A 17,958-nucleotide genomic window follows, 5' to 3' on the forward strand; every position below is an offset into this window, starting at 1 on the left:
GGACGCGGCGGAGTCGCTCGACCCCGCTGTCCGGCGCACGGAGCAGCCCTGCCGACCGGACCCGTGCCTCGGCCGGTCAGGCGGCCCTGTCAAGCGGTCCGAGCGTGCGGCTCTGTCAATCGGCGTGGTCGTGCGGCCCCGTCAGTCGGCGTGGTCGTGCGGCCCTGTCAATCGGCTCCCTCAATCGGCGTCCGGGAAGTGGCAGGCGACCTGTCGGCGCGGCGGACCGGCCAGTTCGGGGCGGGTGACGCCGCAGATCTCCTGTGCCTTGTGGCAGCGCGGGTGAAAGGCGCAGCCCGACGGCGGCGCCGCGGGACTGGGCGGATCGCCGCGCAGCACGATCCGCTGCCGCACGCGTTCCACCGCCGGGTCGGGTACCGGCACCGCCGACAGCAGCGCCGCGGTGTACGGGTGCGCGGGGCGCTCGTACACCTGGGACTTGTCACCGATCTCGACGACACGGCCGAGGTACATCACCGCCACCCGGTCGCAGACCCGCTTGACGACCGAGAGGTCGTGGGCCACGAACACGTAGGCCAGGCCGAGTTCGTCCTGGAGACGTTCCATCAGGTTGACGATCTGCGCCTGCACCGAGACGTCGAGCGCCGAGACGGGTTCGTCCGCGATGACCAGCCGCGGTTCGGTGGCCAGGGCGCGGGCGATGCCGATCCGCTGCGCCTGCCCGCCGGAGAACTCGTGCGGATACCTGTCGAGGTGTTCGGGCAACAGGCCGACGAGGTCGAGCAGTTCGGCGGCGCGGATCCTGGCCCGGCCGGCCGACGTGCCCTGCGCCAGGAGCGGGTCGGTGACGATACGGGCCACGGTCTGCCGGGGGTTGAGCGAGGAGTACGGGTCCTGGAAGACCATCTGGATGTGCCGCCGCAGCGGCCGGAGCCGCCGCTGGCCCAGATGCGTGATGTCCTGTCCCGCGAACCGGATACTGCCGGCCGTGGGTTCGAGCAGCCGCACCACCATCCGTCCGGTGGTGGACTTGCCGCATCCCGACTCGCCGACCAGCCCCAGCGTCTCACCGGCCGCCAGGTCGAAGCCGACCCCGTCCACCGCGCGCACCGGGGCCGTCGCCCTGCCCAGCCGCCGTCGTCCGGGGAAGGTCTTGACCAGGCCGCGGACCGACAGCAACGGCGGGTCGCCGCCCGGTTCCAGGGCGGGCGGCGGTCCGCCGTCCGCGGCGGCGACGGGTTCGAGGTGTCGTCGCCGGTCGGGGGCGGTCCCGGCGCGCTGTCCGTTCGTATCGGCGACGGCCGCCCCCGTACCGGGGCCTGATCCCGTCGCCGGTCGTGCTCGGTCCGTGCGCTTCATCGCGTTTCCTTGACGGTGAGGGGCGGCCCGCTCCGGGCGTCCGCGGGCGGATCGGCGGCGGACCGCGCCGCCGTCGTCAGATGACAGGCGGTCAGATGCGCCGGGCCGGGCGGGGCGGCGACGGCCTCTCCCCCGTCGCCGGGGACCCGTGGGACCCCGGCGGCTCCCCCGCCGCCCTTCCCCGGCGGGGCCGACCCCGCGCCGCGCACCGCCTCCAGGGCCGGGCGCCGGGTGGCACACCGCTCCCGCTCCGGCTCGGACGCGACCGCCGCCCGGGGGCAGCGGGGCAGGAAGGCGCAGCCCTCGGACAGGCTGAGCAGCGAGGGCGGTGAGCCCGGGACGGTACGCAGCGGCGCGTCGTCCGCGTCGTCCAGCCGGGGCAGCGAGTCGAGCAGCCCGCGGGTGTACGGGTGGGCGGGCTCGGCGAACAGCGCGTCCACCGTGGCCTGTTCGGCCGCCCTGCCGCCGTACATCACCAGCACCTCGTGGGCGACGCGGGCCACCACTCCCAGGTCGTGGGTGATCATCACCACCCCCAGACCGCGTTCCTGCTGGATGCGGGCGATGAGTTCGAGGATCTGCGCCTGCACGGTGACGTCCAGCGCGGTGGTCGGCTCGTCGGCGATGAGCAGGTCCGGCTCGCAGGCCAGGGCCATGGCGATCATCACGCGCTGCCGCATGCCGCCGGAGAACTGGTGCGGGTACTCCGCGACCCGCCGGGCGGGTTCGGGGATGCCGACCTCGCCGAGCATCTCCACCGCGCGGCGCCGGGCGACCGCCCGGCCGGAGCGGAAGTGCCGCCGGTGCGCCTCGGCGATCTGCTCCCCCACCGTGTAGTAGGGGTGCAGGCTGGACAGCGGGTCCTGGAAGACCATCGCCATCCGGCGCCCGCGCAGCGCGCTCAGTCGCGCACCGCTCAGACCGGTCAACTCCCGGCCGCCCAGCGCGATGGAACCGGTGACCTCGGCGTCCTCGTGCAGTCCCATGACCGCGAGCGAGGTGACGGACTTCCCGGAGCCCGACTCCCCGACCAGGCCGAGGGTGCGCCCCTTCTCGACGGTGAAGCCGATGCCGTCGACGGCCCGTACCGGACCGCGCTTGGTGCGGAAGGAGACGGTGAGGCCGTCCACGCGCAACAGCGGCGGCGTGGCCGCGGCGGCGGTGTCCTGGTCCATCTCAGTACCTCACCCTCGGGTCGATGACGGCGTAGAGCAGGTCCACGACGAGGTTCGCGCCGACGATGAAGAAGGCGGCCAGCAGCGTGACGCCGAGGATCACCGGCTGGTCGGAACGGCGGAGCGCGTCGAAGAAGAGCTGGCCGACACCGGGAATGCCGAAGATGCTCTCGGTGATCACGGCGCCCGCCAGCAGGCCGCCGAGGTCCATGCCGAAGAGGGTCAGGACCGGTGTCATCCCGGAGCGCAGCCCGTGCTTGAGCACGACCGTGCGCTCGGGCATGCCCTTGGCCCGCGCGGTCCTGATGTACGGCTGGGCCATCGCCTCGATCATCGAACTGCGGCTCTGGCGGGCGTACATGGCCGCGTACAGCAGGGCCAGGGCGATCCAGGGCAGCAGGAGGTTGGACGCCCAGTGCACGGGGTCGCGGGTGAGGGCCACGTAGGACGGATAGGGCAGCACCCCGGCGATGCGGACCGCTCCCCAGATCAGCACCATGGCGGTGAAGTAGACGGGAAGCGAGGCGGTGGCGACCGCGCCGACCATCAGTCCGCGGTCGGTGAGCGACCCCTTCTTCAGGGCGGCGGTGACTCCCGCGCCCAGCCCGAGGACGAGCCACAGCACGGCCGAGCCGACCGCGAGCGAGACGGACACCGGCAGCCGGTCGGTGAGCAGGCTCCACACCGGCAGGGAGTTCTCGTAGGAGTAGCCGAAGCAGGGGAAGCCGCAGTGCACGGCGTGCGGGCCGCTGCCCAGGTCGCGGCCCGCGAAGATACCGGTGAGGTAGTCCGCGAACTGCCGCCAGACCGGCCGGTCGAGGCCCATCATGTGGCGCACCTGCTCGACGCGTTCGGTGCTGCAGGACTTTCCGCAGGCCGCCGCGGCCGGGTCGGCGGGCAGCAGATAGAAGATGGTGAAGGTGATGGCGCAGACGGCGAGCAGCACGCCCGTCACGCCGATCAGCCGACGGATCACGTAGAGCGTCACGACCGCCCTCCCCGCGGGTCGAGGATGTCGCGCAGGGCGTCGCCCAGGACGGTGAAGGCGAGGACCGCCAGGAAGAGGAAGACGCTGGGGATCACGAAGAACATCGGGTCCGTGTCGTAGTAGACGACGGCCTGGGAGATCATCTGCCCCCAGGACGAGGTGGGGGGCCGCACACCCACGCCCAGGAAGCTGAGCGCCGCCTCGGTGCTGATCATGCCGGGGACGAGCAGGGTGGTGTACGCGATGACCGGCCCCGACACGTTGGGCAGAACCTCGCGGGCCAGGATGCGCGGCGCCGTGGAGCCGCCGACCCGTGCCGCGTCGACGTACTCGCGGTGCCGGAGCGACAGCGTCTCGCCGCGGACGATGCGCGCGATACCGGGCCAGCCGAACAGGCCGATGACGCCGGTCATCAGCGCGACGCGGTTGACGTCCTGGGCCACCGACATCATGGCGATCATGAAGATGAGGGAGGGGAAGGACATGGTCAGGTCCATCAGCCTGCTCAGGACGCTGTCCACCCGCCCGCCGAAGTAACCGGCGGTGATGCCCGCGGCGGTGCCGACGACCACCACGATGGCCGTGGCGGCGAAGGCGATCATCAGCGACACCTGCGCGCCGTACACGACGCGGGCGAACAGGTCGCGTCCGGTGGCGGGTTCGACGCCCAGCCAGTGGTCGGCGCTCATGCCGCCGAACGAACCGCGGGGCATGCCGCCGAGGTAGGGGTCGATCGCGCTCTCGTCGAACTCGTCGGGGCGCCAACCGCCCAGTCGGGCCAGGAGCGGCGCCGCGACGGACACGACGATCAGCACGACGACCACGACGAGGGAGCAGCGGGCGGCGGGCTCGTGCCACAACTGCCGCCAGGCACGCCGCCACGGGCCGCCGCTGGTGTCAACTAAGCCGCCGGACAGGTGACGTGATGGTTCGTCAGATACATTCGGATCGGTCGGATGCATCGGATTCGGCAGGTCGGTGGAGCCGCTGGGCCGCGACCGCCCGGCGCGCCGCCGCCGGGCGGTCTTCCGCTCTGTGGTCATGCCGGTGGCGCCCTTCACCCCTGGCTCTTAGCGGGGTCCTTGAGACCGATCACCGCGAAGTCGAACTGCCCGGTCCACGCCGAGTGGCCGAACGCGCCCGCCACGTTGGTGCCGACCAGCAGCGGCTTGCGCTGCCACAGCAGCGGTACGGCGGGCGACTTGTGCATGATCGTCGCGTCGAGGCCGATCCAGGCGACCTTGGTCTGGTTGGCGTTGGACATCGCGGCGATCTGGTCCATCCGCCGCTCCACCGAACTGTCGCGGAACTGCGAGAAGTTGCCCTGGTTGCCCTTGGCCTTGATGGTGCGACCGTCGAAGACGAAGGGCAGGAAGGTCGAACCCGAGGGGTAGTCGGGACACCAGCCGCTGAGCGTCATGTCGGGTGCGTGGGCGGTGTCACCGACCGTGTCGTAGAAGACGGACGGGTCCACGACGTCGATCCTCACCTTCACCCCGGCCTTGGACAGCGACGCCTGAAGCGCTTCGGCCCTGGTCTTGTCCCCGGTGGCGACGGTGAGCGTGGCGTCCAAAGACGGCTTGCCCGCCTTGGCCAGCAGCTCCTTGGCGCGCGCCGGGTCGCCGGACGGCGGCACGTTGTACACCGGGGCGACGAACCCGCCGGTCAGCAGCGGCGGCAGGTAGTGCGTGGCGATGTCGTTGAGCGCCGGTCCGCCGTCCGCGGTGACCTGCGCCGACCTGTCGACGGCGTACTGCATGGCCTCGCGGACGGTGGGATCGGTGAACGGCCCGCGCGCGGTGTTGAGATAGAGCATGTCCGTGCAGCCGGTCGGCTCGGCGGACAGCCGCTCCCGCACCGAGCGGTTCGGCAGCACCTTGGCGACGCTGGCCGCACTGAGATTGGCCCATTCGACGGCCGAGGCGTCCGCGCCCGAGCTCGCGATCAGCCGGTCGTCGATCTGTCCGCCCTGCAGACCCATCGTGACCACGATGCGGTCCGGGTACGCCTTGCGCACCTGGTCGGTCCCGGGGCTCCACCGCGCGTTGCGGACCAGCACCATCTCCTTGCCCCGCTTGTAGCTCTCGATCTTGTACGGGCCGGAGGAGAACGGCCGCAGGTCGTACCGCACCCCGGTCTCGCGGGCCTTCGGGACCGGCGAGAAGGTCGGCAGGGTGACGGTGTACGAGAACTCGGCGACCGGCCGCTTGAGGTGGAAGACGATGGTCCGGTCGTCCGGCGTCCGGATGGAGTCCAACTCCTTGCCGGTCAGCGGCCCGGTGTAGCCGTCGGTGTCCGCCAGGTACTGCCGGGCGTAGTCGGGGCCGCCGGTCAGATCCGGCGAGAACGACCTCTCGACGTTGTACTTCACGTCCTGCGCCCTGATCGGGGTGCCGTCCTCGTACGTCAGGCCCGGCTTGAGGGTGAAGGTCCACACCCGCCCGTACTCCGAGGAGCGTCCGAGGTCGGTCGCGAGGTCCGGCACGATCGTGCCGCCGGCGGTTCCGGGCGCGGCCTTGAAGGTGGTGAGCGTCCGGTAGAGCAGCCGGGTGCCGAAGTCCATGGTCGGCATGACCCAGTTGCGGGCGGGGTCCAGGTGGTCGAAGTCCTGATTGGACAGCACGGTGAGGGTGCCGCCGCGCTCGGGAGTACCGCCGATGACGGTGCCGGTGGCCACTCCCGGGGCCTTGTGCTCTCCGTCCCTGCTCTTGGTGTCGGCCGAGCAGGACGTCGCGGCGAGGGCCAGCGAGGTCGTTATGCCGATCGCCAACGCGACGCTGATGCGCTTGGTCATGGTGTGTCACTCCGTTGTGAGTTCCCGGCACCGCGACCGCCTTCAAGGGGTGAGAAAAGGGCGGCCGCCAGGACACCTGTGCGATGTGACTCGTAACATAGTAATGTGACATTGCATTGACAAGCCGTCAGCTCTCTCGTTACCGATCCGTGCCTCACCCTCCTCGTTCGCCCTGTTCGGCCGCTTTCCTCGTTCGCGCACCGACCCGAAGGAGTCGCGCACCGATGACCGAACCCACCACCCCACCGCACACCGGCAGCCACGATCTGCCGGTGTCCTCCGCTCTGGGAGACTTCATGGCCACCGCCTGGGCGCCCAGCCCTCTCCCGCCGGAAACCCGGCTGCCCGCAGAGGAGTTGACGACCGGTCGCCGCGCCCGGCTGTCCGCCCGGTTCCCCGGCGAGCGGCTGATCATTCCGGCGGGACGGCTCGCCGTACGGTCCAACGACACCGACTACCGCTTCCGCCCGCACACGGCGTACGCCTGGCTGACCGGCTTCACCGGCGAGGACCAGCCGGGGAACGTCCTGCTGATGGAGCCGGCGGGCAGCGGCCATCAGGCCGTGCTGTACCTGCGGCCCCGCTCGCCCCGTACCGGCCAGGAGTTCTACCGGGACCGCCGTTACGGCGAGTTCTGGGTCGGCCGACGTCCCGACCTCGACGAGGCCGCCGCCCTCAGCGGGCTGCGCTGCGAGCACCTGGACGACCTGGTCAAGCCGCTGACCGGAGCCTCCCCTCCGGTCCGGCTGCTGACCGGAGTGGACCCGGCCGTAGAGGAGTTGGTCGGCTCCGGGAACCACCAGCCCACCGGTGACGCGGAGTTGGCGACCGTCCTCGCCGAACTCCGGCTGGTCAAGGACCCCTGGGAAGTCAGCCAACTGCAACTCGCCGTCCACCACACGACGAGCGGCTTCGAGGACGTGGTCAGGGCGCTGCCCCAGGCGCTGCGGCACCCGCGCGGCGAGCGCTGGATCGAGGGAGTGTTCGCCCTGCGGGCGCGCGCCGAGGGCAACGGGGTCGGCTACGAGACCATCGCCGCCTCCGGCGCGCACGCCTGCGTCCTGCACTGGATACGCAACGACGGCCCGCTGGACCCCGCCGGACTGCTGCTCCTGGACGCGGGAGTGGAGACCGACACCCTCTACACCGCCGACATCACCCGCACCCTGCCGCTGTCCGGCCGCTACTCACCGGCCCAGCGCACCGCGTACGAACTGGTGCTGGCGGCGCAGGAGGCGGGCATCGCCGCGCTGCGCCCGGGGGCGCGCTTCCGCGACTTCCACCTGGCCGCAATGCGGGTCATCGCCGAGGGGCTGTACGACTGGGGCGTCCTGAAGATCCCGCCGGAACAGGCGTTGAGCCCCGACAGCGGCGTGTACCGCCGCTGGACGCTGTGCAGCAGTGGTCACATGCTCGGCATGGACGTGCACGACTGCGCGCGCGCACGGGCCGAGACGTATCTCGACGGCGTTCTGGAGGAGGGGCAGGTGCTCACCGTCGAGCCCGGACTGTATCTCCAGCCGGACGACGAGACGCTGCCGCGCGAACTGCGCGGCATGGGCCTGCGGATTGAGGACGACCTGGTGATCACCGCCGACGGCGCGAGGCTCATGTCCGGTGCGCTGCCACGGACCCCCGACGCGATCGAGGAGTGGATGGGCGGCCTCCTCAACCCCTGAGCGGTCGGGGTCGGCGTCCGGCGGCGACGCCCGCCGGACGCTCCCGTCGGTGACGGCCTCGTCCGCTGCCGGGCGACGCCCCGGACCGTACGTCAGGCGGTCCCGTACGTCAGGCGATCCCGTACGTCGGGCCATCCCGTACGTCAGGCGGTCCCGAGCTGGAGTCCGTTGGGCGCGGTCGCCGCCCCCTCGGCGCCGTCCGCCCACAGTGAGCGAACGTGGCCCAGGTGGCGGCTGATGCACTCCTGCGCGCCCTCGGAGTCGCGGGCGAGCATGAGGTCGAGCAGTTCGATGTGCTCCTGGGCGGACGCCACCAGTCGACCGGTCTCGTCGAGCCAGTTCAGCCCGTACAGCCGAGAACGTTTCCGTAGGTCGCTCACGACCTCCACCAGATGGCCGTTCCCGGCCAGGGCGAGCAGTCCGAGATGGAACCGGCGGTCGGCCTCCAGATAACCGATCAGGTCGTGTCCCCGGGCCGTCTCCACGATCTCCAGGGCGAGCGGTCGCAGCGCTTCCAGCTGCTCGGGGGTGGCCACCGCGGTGGCCCGCCCGATGGTGGGGACCTCGATCAGCGCGCGGATCTCGGTGTACTCGTCGAGATCGCGTTCGGTGATCTCGGTGATACGGAAGCCCTTGTTCCGCACCGCCTCGACGAGTCCTTCCTTGGCGAGGTCGAGCATCGCCTCACGGACCGGGGTGGCCGAGACGCCCAACTCGGCGGCCAGAATGGGCGCGGAATACACCGCACCGGGCCGCAGTTCGCCCGCGATGAGAGCGGCACGCAGAGCGTTGGCCACCTGGTCGCGCAAGTGCTCCCGTACGGGAATGACGCCGCGCGACGACAAATGAGCCATGACCGATCCTCCAGACACACGAACTCCCAGCATACAATGTGACGTTGCCCCACAAGGAGGGACCGGGTTCCGGATCCGGAGTCCCGCCGGGCCGTGAGCCCGGCGGGGACGGGCGTCGCGGCAGCGGTCAGCCGCCGACGGTCCGCCAGAAGCCGCACTGGTGTTCCCGGGCGAGGTCGACCGGCTCCGTCTTCCCCGCTTGCAGGGACTGGACGTGCCGGCCGGTGCCGAAGCGCGGCCAGGGCGCCGCGCCGGGGCCGTTCGGATCGCCCGTGTGGGCGAACTGGGCCCAGTAGCGGATCATCGTGTCGGCGAGTCGGCGCTGAGCGGGGGTGGCCGGACCGGGGAGCTGCTCGTCGGCGAAGAGGTACTGCAACTCGCTGCCGTGGAACGCTCCGGTGGGGAAGTCGGGCTTCTTGAGGGTCCTGAACCAGGGAGCCTCGTCGTCGGCGAACTCGTAGGCGTAGGTCGGCACGTGCTGGTCCAGGGCCCGGTCCCGGTCGAGGACGGTGCACCCCCAGGCCCAGTCGGTGACGACGGAGGACAGCGCCTCGCCGGGGGACGTGAAGCGGTCGGCGGGGTAGCGGGCCAGGACGCGGGCCGCGTCGGCCGGGGTGAACAGTGTCCGGATCTGCTGCCGGTAGTCGGCGTCGGTCGTCGTCCGGCCGGTCACGGCTTCGATGGCCGCGGTGAACAGCCGGTGTTCGTCCCGGGTCGTTCCCTGGATGACGGGGACCCGGTTGAAGTGGCCGGTGGCGAACGCCTGTTCCGGGCTCACGGGCAGAACGCCGCCGCCGACCGTCGGCCCTGATCCGACTCCGTCGTCGGACCACTTGAGGAGTTCCTTCACGGGTGCGGCGCGCAGACAGGCCGCCGCTGTCCGGAGGTCGGAGCAGCCGACCTTTGCCGCGACGTCGAGTCCGTGCCGCTCGCGCTCCGCGCGCGGCAGCGGGAACCAGGTGGGCGGGCCCGGTGACCAGTGGCGTCCCGTGCACTCGGCGCTTTGCAGGATCGCCCTCTGGAACATGCCCGTTGACCCCGGAGCGACGAGATGCGCGCAGACGCTGGTGCCGCCGGCCGACTCGCCGAAGAGCGTGACGTTCGCCGGGTCGCCGCCGAATGCCGCCGCGTTGCGCTTCACCCAGCGCAACGCCGCCTGCTGGTCCTCCAGTCCGAAGTTGCCCGACAGGTGTTCGGCCGGGCCGTGGTCGAGGGCGGGATGGTCGAGGAATCCGAAGACACCGAGCCGGTAGTTGACGCTGACCACGACCACCTTGCCCAGACTGGCCAGGCGCTGTGCGTCGTAGAGGCTTCCGGCGCCGTTGATGAAGCCGTTGCCGTGGATCCACACCATCACCGGCAGCTCGCGGGCGCCGCCGCTCGCGGGCGTGGTGACGTTCAGATAGAGGCAGTCCTCGCTGCTGCTCTGCTCGTCGATGAGCCCCGCCGACTGTGCGCATCGGTTGCCGGGCTCGGTCGCGGTCCGTATGCCCGGCCAGGACGCGGCCGGTTGGGGCGACGCCCAGCGCAACCGCCCGACCGGCGGGGCGGCGTAAGGAATCCCCTGGAACATCCGGGTGTCCGTGCCGAGGCGGCCTTCGACCAGGCCGGCGTCCGTCCTGACCACGGTGGCGGGACCGCCTCGGCCGCCCTCCGCGCGCTGGGCCGGCCGCGCGTGTCCGGCGGCGCAGCCGGTCATGGCGCCGCCGATCATGACGGCGCCGACCAGAGCGGTCAGCAGGACCCGTAGGCGCGGTCGCGCCCTGACCTGTGGCCTGCGACGTCCTGGGGCGCGGTTCTGACCTGGGAGATTCATCGGCGTTCACATCCTCAAACAATTCGTGTGGGGTCCACACTAATATAAAGTGTGAGGCGCCCACAAAGTCAATTCCCCCTGGGGACGAGACATGGAGATGAGCCCGATGACGACCGGTGACGACGAGGCGCTGCCGCCCGGCCTCGCCCAGGCGTGGGGACTGGCCCCCAAGACGGGACGGCTGGGCCGGAAGCCCTCGCAGAGCGTGGAGGGAATCGTCGAAGCGACGGTCGCGCTGGCCGACGCGGAAGGCTTCGCGGCCCTGTCCATGCCGAACATCGCCAGGCGGGTGGGACTCACCGCCAACGCGGTCTACCGGTACGTCAGCTCGCGGGACGAACTGCTGGTCCTGGTCGCGGAGACCGCGTGGGGCCCGGCACCGGAGCTGGAAACCGGCGCGGACCGGTGGCGAGCGGCTGCCGCCCGTTGGACCAGGGCGATGATCGGGCGCTGCGACACGCACCCGTGGCTGCCCGACCTGCCCATCCGCGGGGCGCCCGCGACCCCGAACCTGCTGCGCTGGACGGAAGTGCTGCTCGAAGCGCTCACCGGGGCCGGGCTGAGCACCGCCGAATCGCTAGGGTGCGCGCTGCTGCTCGACGGTTACGCGCGGCGCATCGCCGCCGCCCGCCGCGACGTGCGCGACAGCACCGCGGCGCCGGTGCAGTCGGCCGCCGTGGCGCGCTTCCTTCAGCCGCTCCTGCGCGAGCACGGATATCCCATCCTCGCGGCCATGATGGAGCGCGAGGAATACGACGACGACATCGCCGACGACGACGTGGACTTCGGCCTGACCCGGATCCTGGACGGAATCGAGGTCCTGATCACCCGGCGGACGACGGCCCGCTGAACGTCAGCGCGGCTGCGCGCCGGGAGCGCGGGGCGCGAGGGCGGGGCGGGGCGCCGCGGACGGGGCAGCGGCGGCGGCCTCGCGGTCGGCCTGTTCGGGGTGACGGCTGCGCCAGTACGGGTTGTCGTGCGGGAGGCGGCTGCTGACGCGGCCGTACATCCCGAACGTGATGATGAGCAGGCCCATCACGAAGCTGAAGATGACATTGGGCATCCGGAAGTTCAGCACGTTCGCCGACCGGTCCAGGACGGCGAGATTGACGAAGCCGCTCAGGAGGAACAGGGCGCCGACGGTCATGTTCAAGGTGGAGGCGAAGTTACCGCCGACGATGCCGCCGAGGATCAGGGCGGCGCCCACCACCAGGGAGATCACGCTCAGCGCGCCGTTGGTGCTCAGACCGGCGACTTTGGACCCGTGGGTGTCGAAGAAGCCCAGCGCGTCAGCGAACCCGAGTGCTCCGAAGACGATCAGCACCAGGCCGCAGAAGGCGGCGCCGAAGCGGTAGACGGTGGCCAGGTGGTGATCGCGCGGGAGTTCGTCCTGCAGCTTCATCGCCGTCTCCTCTGTGGGGCGGGCAGATCCGTATGTCGCGGATGTACTGCTTTCACACTCTCCAGGGTGGCCCTTTTGTCCGGATCTCTCATCTCGCAGCGTTTTTGCAGCGTGTCGTGTCATGGGCGCTACGGCCTCCGGGGCCGCCCCGCATCAGCCGAGCGCGGCGTCCGCCTGGAGGAGCGCCCGCAGTCTGAGCAGCCCGCGGCGCGAATGGCTCTTGACCGTGCCGAGCGGCAGACCGGTGCGCTCGGAGATCTCGGCGTGGGTGAGGTCCCAGTAGAAGGCCATGCACAGCACCTGCTTCTGGGCGGCGGGCAGCTTGGCCAGCTCACGGGTCACGAAGACCCGGTGGAGCGCGGCGTCGGGCTGAGCGTCGGCGTCCGGCTCGGGCGGCAGGGCGGAACCGGCGTTGGCCACGAGTACGGAGCGGCGGGTGCGGGCGGAGAGCGCGTCGGCGATCTTCCGGTGCGCGATGCCGATCAGCCATCCGGCCAGGGACCCGCGGTCCGGCCGGTAGCCGTGCCGGCCGCGCCACGCGGCGAGGAAGACCTGCTGGGTGACGTCCTCGGCCTCGCGTGCGTCGCCGAGCGACCGGCGGGCGAGCGCGTGGATCAGCCCGCCCCAGCGGTGGTAGGCGGCGGCCACGCAGTCCTCGTTGCCCCGCACCAGACCGGCCGCCAGCTCCGAGTCGGCCAGGCCCAGCTCGGCCGGTTCCCACAGCGGCGCGTCGGACCCGCCCCGGCCGTCGGCGGAGCGGGCGGGCGCCGGTACGGCGGGGGGAGCGGGTGCGGCGGCAGCGGACGCGGGCTCGTGCGCGGGTTCCGCGACGGTGCGTACGGTCATGGAGCTGCCCTTCTTCGGTCGGGTTCCTGCCGGGCGGGCCGCGAGCCGCCGGGAAGCCCGGGGCGCGGGGCCGCTTGCCGCCGATGCGGCGGGGTCGGCTCGTCCTAGCGTGCGAATCACTGGCCAGGTGGAGCAACTCGCACCGTTTCTGCGTCGTATAGTGAAGAGATGAGCGAGGAGACGGGTGGGACGCAGGGGGCGTTGGGAGCGCGGGAGCCTGTCGAGGCCGGGATCGCCACGGGTGCGCTGGCGCGGCGGCTCGGGGTGTCCGCCACGACGGTGCGGTCGTGGGACCGGCGGTACGGGATCGGCCCGGCGGTCCGTTCGGACGGTCGGCACCGGCGCTGGGCTCCGCGGGACGTGGCCGTTCTGGAGGAGATGTGCCGGCTCACCGCCTCGGGCGTGCCGCCCGCGGAGGCGGCCCGCGCCGCTCAGGCCGCCGCCGGCACCGCGCCCGCGCCCACGAGCCCGGCGTCGGCCGGGCCGCCCCGGCCCGCCACTCGGCAACCGGCCGCCGGGAGCGGCCTGCCGCTCGGAGATGTCCGGCAGGAGTGCCGCGGGCTCGCGCGGGCCGCGGTGCGGCTGGACGGCCCGGCGGTGGACGCCCTGCTGACCGACCTGGTCGAGCGGCACGGGCTGGTCGTCGCCTGGGAGGAGGTGATGGCGCCGACCCTGCGCGCCGTCGGCCGCAAGTGGCAGACCTCCGGGGAGCGGTACGTGGAGGTCGAGCACCTGCTGTCCTGGCACGTCTCGTCGGCGCTGCGCCGGGTCCGCCCGGCGCCGACCGTCACCGGGGCGGCGCCCGTACTGCTCGCGTGCGTGCCCGGCGACCACCACACGCTTCCGCTGGAGGCGCTCACCGCGGGGCTCGGCGAGCTCGGCCTGTCGACCCGGATGTTCGGCGGGGCGGTGCCGGTCGACGCCCTGGACGAGGCCGTACGCCGGATCGGCCCGGCGGCTGTCGTGCTGTGGTCCCAGTCCCGCTCCACCGCCGACCGCCCGCTCGCCCGGCATGTCGCGGCCACTAGCTGGGGCGTCAAGGGCGCCCGTACCCATCCGATGGTCTTCCTCGCCGGTCCCGGCTGGGCCGGCCCCCTGATGCCCGGCATGCTCAGACCCCAGGGCCTGCGCGACGCCCTGTCCGCCCTGAGCCGCATCGGCTCCCCCACACCACCGCCCACCGCGGCCCCCTGACCCCCTCCGGGGGGGCACGCCCCGGCCAGTCCTCAGCCGAGGCCGAAGCAGGCTCAGCGGCAGCCCGTGGACGCCCCGGCCAGCAGCCGACACCGCCGCAGGCCGACGCGCACGCACCGGAAGCCCCGGGACGCCGTCCGGGTGGCCCTCAGCCGACATCGCCGCAGGCCGGTGGGCGGCTCGCCTCCAACCCGGCGGTACGACCTCGCGTCGCGGCTCGGGCGTCAGCCGGGGGTTCCGGGCGGGGCGGTGGCCAGGTATTCCTCGACCAAGGCGGCAGCCGTGGAGGTGAGGGTGTACCCGGAGGTGACCGTGGCGCGGCCGCGCGCGGCGAGGGCGCGGGCGGCGGAGGGCGGCATGTCCAGCATCCGTTCGAGGCCGAGGCCCAGGGCGGGTGCGCTGGAGGTGTCCAGCAGTACGCCGTTGTCGCCGTCGCGCAGATAGTGGCGTACTCCCCCGCGTTCGGGGGCGGCGGTCGGCAGGCCCGCGTCCATGGCTTCGAGCACCGCGATCCCGAACTCCTCCTTGGCGCTCGGGCAGACGTACCAGGCCCGCGCCCCCGACGCCGGGTCGGCCAGCGCCCGCTCCAGGCGGCGTACGCGGGTGTTGGACAGGGCCGTGAGCAGGACGAGCCGGTGCGCCGCGCCGGGGTGCCGGGCGAGCAGGCGGCCGATCCTGGCGCGCATCGCGGTCTCGGCGGCCGACGGACGGTCGGAGGCGCCGCCGATCAACACGAGGGAGGACCGCCGGTACAGGCCCCGCTCCAGCCAGGCCCGTACCAGCATGTCCTGCTGCTTGACGGGGTGCAGCCGTCCCACGCAGAGCAGCAGCGGCTCCCGCAGGGCGTCCGGGCCGAGCGGCGCCCGCCGCGCGCCGCCGCTACCGCCCCCGCCGAGGACCATGCCCAGCAGATCCGCCCGGTCGGACGCCTCGGACGCGGCCGGTACGTACGGCTGGATGCCCTCCGGTGGTGCGGCCGGGCCCGCGCCGTCCCGTGCGGCGGCCAGTTGGGGGAAGTGGCGGACGAGTTCGGAGGCGTCGCCCTGCTGTCCGGGTATGGCGACCACGCGTGCGGCCCGTTCGACCAGCCGGTCGGCGACGAACACCCGGTGCAGGTCGTCGCGCAGGTCGTCGGAGGCGGCCGGGGCCCGGCCGTGGCGTACGGTCATCTGCCGGTGCGGATCGGGCGTCGCGGTGAACACCAGCCGGGCTCCGAGGCGTTCCGCGGCCTGGGCCATGGCGAGCGAGCCGTCGTCGGCGTAGCGCGCGTGCAGGACGTCCAGCCGTGCGCCGAGGCCGCCGAGCAGCCGTACGGCCCACCAGGCCAGCGCCTCGCGGTGGGCGCCCATCTCGTGCTGGCCGAGGGGATGTTCCGCGTCCACGGGGAGCCGCAGCACCCAGTGCCCGGCGCCGCGGGCGTGCAACAGGCTGTCGTCGCGCGCCAGTTCGCTGCGGCAGGCGGTGACCACCGTCACGACGGCCGCGACCGCGCCGGTGTCGGCCAGCGCGTCCCCGAGGCCGCTGAGCAGCACGCTCAGGCCGCCGCTCAGCCCCTCCCCCGGAGTGTCGAGGCCGCCGAGCAGCATCGGCTGGGCGACGAGCAACCCCGGCCTGCGTGCCGCCGCGGGCAGCAGCGGGTCCTGGCCGGGGAGCAGCATCAGCCGCTCGTACGGGTCTTCCGCCTCGGCGGAGACCGGCAGCAGGGACGCGCCGCCCGGCACACCGGCGAGGTAGCGCCAGGCCGCGTGGCGGGTCGCGCGGTCACCGGCCGCCGCGAGTTCGGCCGCCTCCTCCGGCTCCAGCGGCCGCAGGCCCCGGGCCGTGGCGACGTCCAGCAGAGCCGCCGTCGCGGCCCCGGCCGGGCGGTGGCGCAGCGCCTCGCGCAGCGCGTCGCGCGCGCTGTCCGCGCCGTGCACCCGCAGCGCGTCCGGCCACGCCTCGGCCGCGGCGGCCCGCAGCCGGTCCGAGCCACCGGCGTGGCCGGTCAGCGTCTCGGGGCTGTGGGCCAGGCCCATCCGGCAGGCGCGGCGGAGTCGCGCCAGTGACAGGTCGTCCGCCTCCCAGGCGATGTCCTCGGGGAGCGGCCAGCCGTACTCCGCCTGGGTGAGGTTCAGCAGCGCCCCGGCGCCCGCGCCCGCGGCGGCGGGCCGGATCCGGCCGGTCCAGAAGGTCGAACGGAGGTCGACGAAGACGTCGTCGTCCGGCGCGGGCCCCGTGCGAGCGCCCGGACCGGCGAAGACGTTCCCGGTGACCGTCCCGTCGCCGACCGCTCCCGTGGCGGAGCCCGCCGCGGGGGCGGTCGGCAGTGCGATGTCTTCCATGGCGGCCTCTCCCGTGCGAATGGGGCTGCGGATCGTGCACAGTCATCGCTTCCGTACGGCCGAGCGGATTGGATGCACTTCGGGCGCCGGTTCTGCCTCACAGCGCGCACGCCCCTGACCTGGCAGGATCTGCCGTCGCAGCCGCGCCGCACGCCGTCGTGGAGTTCCGCGGGGGCCGCGTCGGCGTACGCGGACACCGCTCGACCGAAGGAGTCCCATGGCCCGGATCGTGGTGGTCAGCCCGCCCTTCCAGTCGCACGCCCGGCCGCTGTCGGTCCTGGCGGGAGCCCTGCGGCGGGCGGGCGACGAGGTGCACTTCGCGTGCGCGCCCGCCTTCGAGGAGCTGGCGCGGGAGGCGGACATCGGTTTCGTGCCGCTCACGGTGACGCGGAACGCCAATACGGGGATCGCGGAGACGACCGAGCAGGACACGGCGGAGGCGGCGCGTCTCACCGAGTTCCTGGACGCCACCAGGGCGGGCGCGGTGCCCGCGCTGCTCGCCCAGGCCCGGCACCGAGGCGCCGACATGCTCGCCGACCCGGAGCGGATCCTGGCGGACCTGCGGATGCTGCACGACCGGCTGCGGCCGGACTGGTACCTGGTGGACCAGCTCAATTACCCGGTGACGCTCGCCCTGCACTGCCTCGGTCTGTCGTACGCCTCCTACTGTCCCGGACATCCCGGCTACCTGCCAGCGGGCCCCGACGCCTTCTTCGGCGAACCCTGTGCCTGGCCCGCCGGGATCCGGCCGCGCCCCGCGGAGCGGGCGGCGCTGCGCACCGCGGTACGGGCGAACGACGCGGCCTTCACGTCGCTGTTCGCGGACTTCGCCGCACTCCACGCCCCGCATCGGCCGCCGCCCGGCCGGGCGTTCGCGCTGACCTCACCGCACGCCGTCGTCTACTGCTACCCGCCGCTTCCCGGCCTGCCCGTACCGCCCGAGGGGCGCGAAGCCCTCTACGCCGGTCACTGCACCGCGCAGGACGCGCCGGTCCTGGACCCGTACTGGCGCGGTGCGGCCGACCGGCTGCGGGCGGCGGCGGGGAAGGTCGTCCTGGTCGCCTTCGGCACCTTCCTGTCGGCCAGGGACGACGTGCTGCGGACCGTGGCGCGCGGCGTGCTGGAGCGCTGTCCGGACGCGGCGGTCGTCCTGGCGGCCGGGGACCGTACGGCGGCGCTCGCGGATCTGGCGGGCCCGCGGGTGTGCGTCGCGGCCTCCGTGCCGCAGCGCGCGCTGCTGGCGGAGGTGGACGCGATGGTGCACCACGGCGGCAACAACTCCTTCACCGAGTGCGTCGCCGCGGGCGTCCCGGCGCTCGTCCTGCCGTTCTCCAGCGACCAGTTCGCCGTCGCCCACGACGCCGAGCGGGCCGGGGCGGCCGTCGTCCTGGACCCGGCCGCGGCGACCGGGCGGGAGATCGGGGACGCCGTGGCCTCACTGCTCACCGCGCCGCCGCCCGGACTCGGGCGGCTGTCCGCCCGGGTCCGCGAGCGGGGCCCTGACTGGGCGGCCGTCCGGCTGCGGGCCGTGATGGCCGCCCGCCAGGAGCGGCCGGTCGCACCGTAGCG

14 protein-coding genes are annotated in these 17,958 nt (G+C 73.0%); 4 read left to right on the forward strand and 10 right to left on the reverse strand.

All coding sequences use genetic code 11. From position 1 onward, the window contains the following. Positions 1-180: 180 nt before the first annotated feature. The 5 genes from ACIP4Z_RS14410 to ACIP4Z_RS14430 all read right to left on the reverse strand — a co-directional run bounded on the left by ACIP4Z_RS14410 (position 181) and on the right by ACIP4Z_RS14430 (position 6,277). On the reverse strand, positions 181-1,320 hold the full coding sequence (locus ACIP4Z_RS14410; RefSeq protein ID WP_355335277.1) for an oligopeptide/dipeptide ABC transporter ATP-binding protein: 1,140 nt from the start codon (positions 1,318-1,320) through the stop codon (positions 181-183). Continuing rightward, positions 1,317-2,495, reverse strand: coding sequence for an ABC transporter ATP-binding protein (locus ACIP4Z_RS14415; RefSeq protein ID WP_401307782.1), 1,179 nt, complete (start codon positions 2,493-2,495; stop codon positions 1,317-1,319). Before ACIP4Z_RS14415 ends, ACIP4Z_RS14410 begins: the two co-directional genes overlap by 4 nt. Position 2,496: 1 nt before the next feature. Continuing rightward, the gene (locus ACIP4Z_RS14420; protein WP_355335283.1) at positions 2,497-3,483 is read right to left on the reverse strand and encodes an ABC transporter permease; all 987 of its coding nucleotides are present in this window, start codon (positions 3,481-3,483) and stop codon (positions 2,497-2,499) included. After that, complete coding sequence (locus ACIP4Z_RS14425) at positions 3,480-4,457, reverse strand: ABC transporter permease (protein ID WP_401308165.1); 978 nt, start codon at positions 4,455-4,457, stop codon at positions 3,480-3,482. Before ACIP4Z_RS14425 ends, ACIP4Z_RS14420 begins: the two co-directional genes overlap by 4 nt. A gap of 83 nt (positions 4,458-4,540) precedes the next feature. Further along, entirely contained in the window at positions 4,541-6,277 is a 1,737-nt protein-coding gene (locus tag ACIP4Z_RS14430) for an ABC transporter substrate-binding protein (RefSeq protein ID WP_401307785.1), read from the reverse strand. Positions 6,278-6,501: 224 nt separating this feature from the next. On the opposite strand from ACIP4Z_RS14430, the gene ACIP4Z_RS14435 reads away from it, so the two are divergent. After that, complete coding sequence (locus ACIP4Z_RS14435) at positions 6,502-7,956, forward strand: aminopeptidase P family protein (protein WP_401307788.1); 1,455 nt, start codon at positions 6,502-6,504, stop codon at positions 7,954-7,956. A 143-nt stretch (positions 7,957-8,099) separates the two neighbouring features. Here the strand turns inward: ACIP4Z_RS14435 and ACIP4Z_RS14440 are convergent, their stop codons facing one another. Together ACIP4Z_RS14440 and ACIP4Z_RS14445 are read right to left on the reverse strand one after the other, a co-directional pair. After that, a complete protein-coding gene (locus tag ACIP4Z_RS14440; RefSeq protein ID WP_355335293.1) occupies positions 8,100-8,810 on the reverse strand; it encodes a GntR family transcriptional regulator in 711 nt (236 codons plus the stop codon). Positions 8,811-8,937: 127 nt separating this feature from the next. Further along, positions 8,938-10,626 (reverse strand): carboxylesterase/lipase family protein, encoded by a 1,689-nt coding sequence (locus tag ACIP4Z_RS14445; RefSeq protein WP_401307791.1) that lies wholly within the window; start codon positions 10,624-10,626, stop codon positions 8,938-8,940. 106 nt (positions 10,627-10,732) lie between these two features. On the opposite strand from ACIP4Z_RS14445, the gene ACIP4Z_RS14450 reads away from it, so the two are divergent. Continuing rightward, a complete protein-coding gene (locus ACIP4Z_RS14450) occupies positions 10,733-11,476 on the forward strand; it encodes a TetR/AcrR family transcriptional regulator (protein ID WP_401307793.1) in 744 nt (247 codons plus the stop codon). 3 nt (positions 11,477-11,479) lie between these two features. Here the strand turns inward: ACIP4Z_RS14450 and ACIP4Z_RS14455 are convergent, their stop codons facing one another. Together ACIP4Z_RS14455 and ACIP4Z_RS14460 are read right to left on the reverse strand one after the other, a co-directional pair. Further along, entirely contained in the window at positions 11,480-12,028 is a 549-nt protein-coding gene (locus ACIP4Z_RS14455; protein WP_355335301.1) for a DUF4383 domain-containing protein, read from the reverse strand. A gap of 153 nt (positions 12,029-12,181) precedes the next feature. Then, entirely contained in the window at positions 12,182-12,874 is a 693-nt protein-coding gene (locus ACIP4Z_RS14460) for an RNA polymerase sigma factor (RefSeq protein ID WP_401307796.1), read from the reverse strand. Positions 12,875-13,042: 168 nt separating this feature from the next. On the opposite strand from ACIP4Z_RS14460, the gene ACIP4Z_RS14465 reads away from it, so the two are divergent. Then, positions 13,043-14,068, forward strand: a complete 1,026-nt coding sequence (locus ACIP4Z_RS14465) for a MerR family transcriptional regulator (RefSeq protein WP_401307799.1) — start codon at positions 13,043-13,045, stop codon at positions 14,066-14,068. 224 nt (positions 14,069-14,292) lie between these two features. Here ACIP4Z_RS14465 and ACIP4Z_RS14470 read toward each other — a convergent pair whose 3' ends face one another. Beyond that, positions 14,293-16,389 (reverse strand): glycosyltransferase, encoded by a 2,097-nt coding sequence (locus ACIP4Z_RS14470; protein ID WP_401307802.1) that lies wholly within the window; start codon positions 16,387-16,389, stop codon positions 14,293-14,295. Between the two features lie 217 nt (positions 16,390-16,606). On the opposite strand from ACIP4Z_RS14470, the gene ACIP4Z_RS14475 reads away from it, so the two are divergent. Next, positions 16,607-17,956, forward strand: coding sequence for a glycosyltransferase (locus ACIP4Z_RS14475; protein ID WP_401307805.1), 1,350 nt, complete (start codon positions 16,607-16,609; stop codon positions 17,954-17,956). Positions 17,957-17,958 lie beyond the last annotated feature (2 nt).

Source organism: Streptomyces sp. NPDC088910, from assembly GCF_044749865.1.
In the GTDB taxonomy this organism is placed as follows: domain Bacteria; phylum Actinomycetota; class Actinomycetes; order Streptomycetales; family Streptomycetaceae; genus Actinacidiphila.

Bases quoted from the DNA above. Each gene is read 5' to 3' on its own strand.
- ACIP4Z_RS14410 (WP_355335277.1), bottom strand. From the start codon at position 1,320: ATGAAGCGCACGGACCGAGCACGACCGGCGACGGGATCAGGCCCCGGT.
- ACIP4Z_RS14415 (WP_401307782.1), bottom strand. From the start codon at position 2,495: ATGGACCAGGACACCGCCGCCGCGGCCACGCCGCCGCTGTTGCGCGTG.
- ACIP4Z_RS14430 (WP_401307785.1), bottom strand. From the start codon at position 6,277: ATGACCAAGCGCATCAGCGTCGCGTTGGCGATCGGCATAACGACCTCG.
- ACIP4Z_RS14435 (WP_401307788.1), top strand. From the start codon at position 6,502: ATGACCGAACCCACCACCCCACCGCACACCGGCAGCCACGATCTGCCG.
- ACIP4Z_RS14440 (WP_355335293.1), bottom strand. From the start codon at position 8,810: ATGGCTCATTTGTCGTCGCGCGGCGTCATTCCCGTACGGGAGCACTTG.
- ACIP4Z_RS14445 (WP_401307791.1), bottom strand. From the start codon at position 10,626: ATGAATCTCCCAGGTCAGAACCGCGCCCCAGGACGTCGCAGGCCACAG.
- ACIP4Z_RS14450 (WP_401307793.1), top strand. From the start codon at position 10,733: ATGACGACCGGTGACGACGAGGCGCTGCCGCCCGGCCTCGCCCAGGCG.
- ACIP4Z_RS14455 (WP_355335301.1), bottom strand. From the start codon at position 12,028: ATGAAGCTGCAGGACGAACTCCCGCGCGATCACCACCTGGCCACCGTC.
- ACIP4Z_RS14460 (WP_401307796.1), bottom strand. From the start codon at position 12,874: ATGACCGTACGCACCGTCGCGGAACCCGCGCACGAGCCCGCGTCCGCT.
- ACIP4Z_RS14465 (WP_401307799.1), top strand. From the start codon at position 13,043: ATGAGCGAGGAGACGGGTGGGACGCAGGGGGCGTTGGGAGCGCGGGAG.
- ACIP4Z_RS14470 (WP_401307802.1), bottom strand. From the start codon at position 16,389: ATGGAAGACATCGCACTGCCGACCGCCCCCGCGGCGGGCTCCGCCACG.
- ACIP4Z_RS14475 (WP_401307805.1), top strand. From the start codon at position 16,607: ATGGCCCGGATCGTGGTGGTCAGCCCGCCCTTCCAGTCGCACGCCCGG.